4 protein-coding genes are annotated in these 3,766 nt (G+C 59.5%); 1 reads left to right on the top strand and 3 read right to left on the bottom strand.

All coding sequences use genetic code 11. From position 1 onward, the window contains the following. From glmS to V5A26_RS11220, 3 genes are all read right to left on the bottom strand, one after another. Positions 1 to 1,798 (bottom strand): glutamine--fructose-6-phosphate transaminase (isomerizing) (glmS, locus tag V5A26_RS11230; RefSeq protein ID WP_332322541.1); only part of this gene is annotated, 1,798 nt, incomplete at its 3' end. Between the two features lie 2 nt (positions 1,799 to 1,800). Further along, entirely contained in the window at positions 1,801 to 2,952 is a 1,152-nt protein-coding gene (locus V5A26_RS11225; protein WP_332322540.1) for a sugar phosphate nucleotidyltransferase, read from the bottom strand. Between the two features lie 67 nt (positions 2,953 to 3,019). Continuing rightward, complete coding sequence (locus tag V5A26_RS11220) at positions 3,020 to 3,169, bottom strand: hypothetical protein (RefSeq protein WP_332322539.1); 150 nt, start codon at positions 3,167 to 3,169, stop codon at positions 3,020 to 3,022. An 89-nt stretch (positions 3,170 to 3,258) separates the two neighbouring features. Here V5A26_RS11220 and V5A26_RS11215 point away from each other — a divergent pair. After that, the coding region (locus V5A26_RS11215; RefSeq protein WP_332322538.1) for a TrmB family transcriptional regulator at positions 3,259 to 3,766 on the top strand (508 nt) is incomplete at its 3' end.

The raw sequence follows: 3,766 nt of genomic DNA, 5'->3' as shown, positions 1-3,766 counted from the left end.
ACTGCACGGTCACGCTCTTCGCCAGATTCCGCGGCTTGTCGATCGCCCGCCCCTTCAACCGCGCGACGTGATAGGCAAACAACTGCATATACACGTTCGCCACGACGGGCTCCAAGATTCCGGCCTCCGGGACAGGGAACAGGTGATCCAACACTGCGTGATCGTCGTTCTCGCCACCAAACCCAACCGTAGCTGCCCCACGCGTATCGACTTCGGCCACGTTATGCAACGTCGCTTCCGGACGAGAGCCGTCAGTCAATACCGACAGCACGAGCGCATCCTCAGTGACCAGTGCCAGCGGACCGTGTTTCAATTCGCCCGCAGCAAACCCTTCGGCATGGTCATAGGAAATCTCCTTCAGCTTCAACGCACCTTCGAGGGCAACCGGATAGCCCAACTGTCGACCGAGGAAGAAAAACGAGTCCTTGTCTGCGTACTCCTCGGCAATTTCCATGATTTCGGACTCCCGATCGAGCACCTGTTGAATCGCCCCAGGGAGACTCCGGAGCGAGTCGAGGACCGCACTTGCTTCATCCCGACTCAACGCACCACGAGTCCGACCAAGCGCCACGGCCAACATCGTCACGGTCGCCACCTGTGAAACGAAGGTCTTGGTTGCGGCCACACCGATCTCCGGACCAGCATGAATATACACCGTCTCATCAGCCTCGCGGGTTACCGTGCTCCCGACGGTATTCGTCACGGCCATCGTCCGCGCCCCGGTTGCCTTTGCGGCTCGAAGCGCCTCCAAGGTATCCGCAGTCTCCCCGCTCTGGGTAATCGCCACAACCAGCGTTTGCCAGGGGTCTCGGCCGCCGCCAACATCGTATTCGCTGGCCACGTGGGTCGTCACCCTGACGTCAGCCAACTGCTCGACCAACCGTTCAGCATACATCCCAGCGTGATACGAAGTGCCAGCGGCGACGATCTGGATCTCATCGAGTGATTCGAGATACTCTCGGGGCATCTCCACGTCCAGATCCACATCCCCGGAGAGGGCATCGACACGCCCGGTGAGGGCCTGTCGCAACGCCCGCGGTTGCTCGTGGATCTCCTTGAGCATGAAGTGATCATACCCACCTTTCTCGGCGGCTTCGGCTTCCCACTCCACTCGTGTCTGCGCTCGGTCAATGCGCTCGCCGCCATTATAGATCTCGACCGAATCAGCCGTGATTCGAGCGATGTCTCCATCTTCCAGAAAGGTTACATCACGAGAGTGTTCGACGAAGGCCGGCACGTCACTTGCCACGAATCGCTCGCCGTCCCCATGCCCCACGACAAGCGGGCTGTCCTGTCGGGCTGCAATGATCTCGTCTCGATCCTTCACCATCACCGCAATCGCATAACTCCCCGCAAGTCGCTCGACGACTGCGTTGATGGCCTCAAAGAGAGTCTTTGCTGCCAGTTCGTCTTCGATCAGGTGGGGCACGACTTCGGTGTCGGTTTCGCTCGTGAACGTATGGTCGGCTTCGAGCTCGCGTTTCAACTCGGCGTAATTTTCGATGATCCCGTTATGGACGACCGCGATCTCACCGGTACAATCAGTATGGGGATGTGCGTTCGCGTCAGTGGGCTTTCCATGGGTCGACCAGCGGGTGTGTCCGATGCCTGTATTTGCCGAAGACTCGTCTGGCAGGGTCAGCCCACCGATCTTCCCCTCGGCTTTGTAGATGTCCAGGGCAGAATTTCCAAGCGCAACGCCCGCGGAATCGTACCCTCGATACTCCAGGTTCGAGAGCGTGGAGGAGACGATCGGGAGTGCATCACGATCACCGACGTAGCCGGTAATTCCACACATGATTACTGGACCGTTCCGTTGGGTTCGATCCGGCCCTCGATTCGTGCCCCGTCCTTGACAGTCGCGCCGTTGCCGACAAAACTCCCGGGCAACACCGTCACGTCGCCACCGATCTGTGCATTATCTCCGAGAACGCCCCCGAGTGTGACGTTCCGATGCACTGTCTCTTGTAACACGATTTCCGCCCGTCCGCCGACGACTGTCGTGTTCGGGCCAATCGTGACGTTCTCTGCAATCACTGCATCACGAATCACGGCTCCCGCCTCGACCGTCGCGTCGGCCATCACCAACGAGTTCGAGATCGTGGCGTTCGGCCCAATTGAGACGTTGTCGCCGATGGCCGTCCCGCTCAGGAGTGTGGCGTTCGGATAGACGGTGACGTCGGACCCAAGTTTGACCGCCGAGGACACATGTGCTGATGGGTCGACGGCCCCGCTATTGGGAGCGGGTTCGCCTTCAAGCAGTGCTGCATTCACGGTGAGCAGGTCCCAGGGCCGCGTCACGTCAAACCAGCTTTGCGTATCCGGTACGGCCTGGATCGGTTCAGCCTCCAGATATCGAGAGAGGACATCCGTCAGCGCGAGTTCACCATGCACGGTGGTATCTCGAATCCAGGCGAAGATGTCCGGATCAAAGGCATAGACGCCGGCATTGATCAGATCCGAATCGATCTCTTGGGGCTGCGGTTTCTCGACGATACGAGTCACCCGATCCCCGTCAAGTTCGACGACACCGTACAGCGACCGCTCCTCTGCTCGCGTGACGGCCATCACCGCTTCTCCTGTCTCGCGGCGTCGGTCGATAACGTCCTCCAGGACTGTGCTATCGATAACGCGATCCCCGTTCAGCACGAGGAACTTGTCATCGATGTAGGGCTCAGCCTCCAGGACTGCATCGCCCGTCCCGAGTTGTTTTTCTTGATGGACATATTCGACGTCCACGCCCCAATCGTCGCCATCACCGACGTACTGCTGAATACGGTCGGATTTGTAGCCCACGACCAGCAGGACTTCCTCCAAGCCGGCCGCTGCGACCGCCTCAATGACGTCTGCCAGTATCGGTTTGTTCGCGACCGGAAGCATCGGTTTCGGGCGCACGTTCGTCAGGGGGGAGAGCCGACGGCCCTCGCCGGCGGCCAGGATGACTGCTTTCATGAATGTGTGTTAGTGTCACGCGTCGATTGGACTACACAAACAAACCCGTTCGAGACGCAAAAATCCATTAGTCGTCCGCAGCGGCTTCGGCCTGGGCCCGCCGCTCGCTGAGCGTCTCCCAGATTTCCGTACAGCCGGCGCCGGCTTCCACGTCTTCCAAGTGACTCCGATCACCATCCGCCCCACCTGTGTTCGTCTCTGAAACCTGGTTACTCATTTTCTTAGTAACTACAATGAACTGGGTGAGTAAAAAGGTACCGGAGGGTCCCGGTTCCTTTTTGCCCACACCATCCCTTTGCCCAAAAAATGGATTCCCGTCAGGACCCAGAGCGACTCCTCGAACGTCTCGACTTGGGTGAGTACGAGGCGACCGCCCTCGAGGAATTGCTCACGATTGGCCGGTCGACAGCCCCCACGCTCTCGGAGGCCACGGACATCCCGAAAGCCCGGATCTACGACGTCCTCTCGGACCTCAACGACCGCGGGTTCATCAAGGTCATTCCCGGTCGACCGAAGGAGTACCAGCCAAAATCCCCAGAAGAAATCCTCGACCAGGCCATCGAAAATCGGCGCCAGTCCTTCGAAGACGACCGGCAGTCAATAGAGTCGATGCGCGACACCTTTCTCGATACGTTCGAAACCAAGTACGAGGACGCCAGCCGGGACATCACGCCCACCGAGGAACTCTTTTGGGTCGTCGATGTGGGCGAGGTCTCGGAGCGCGAGACACGCCGGCTGTACGCCGAGAGCGAGGAGCGTGTCCACGTCTTTACCAAGAGCTTCGAGTACCTCTCGAGCGTCGAGGAGGCCCTCC

It is taken from the genome of Halodesulfurarchaeum sp., assembly GCF_036626455.1.
GTDB lineage: Archaea > Halobacteriota > Halobacteria > Halobacteriales > Halobacteriaceae > Halodesulfurarchaeum.
This window is presented reverse-complemented; position numbering and strand designations above follow the sequence as displayed.

What these genes read in the sequence shown, in the direction of transcription:
- V5A26_RS11225 (WP_332322540.1), bottom strand. Translation starts at nt 2,952, where the DNA reads ATGAAAGCAGTCATCCTGGCCGCCGGCGAGGGCCGTCGGCTCTCCCCC.
- V5A26_RS11220 (WP_332322539.1), bottom strand. Translation starts at nt 3,169, where the DNA reads ATGAGTAACCAGGTTTCAGAGACGAACACAGGTGGGGCGGATGGTGAT.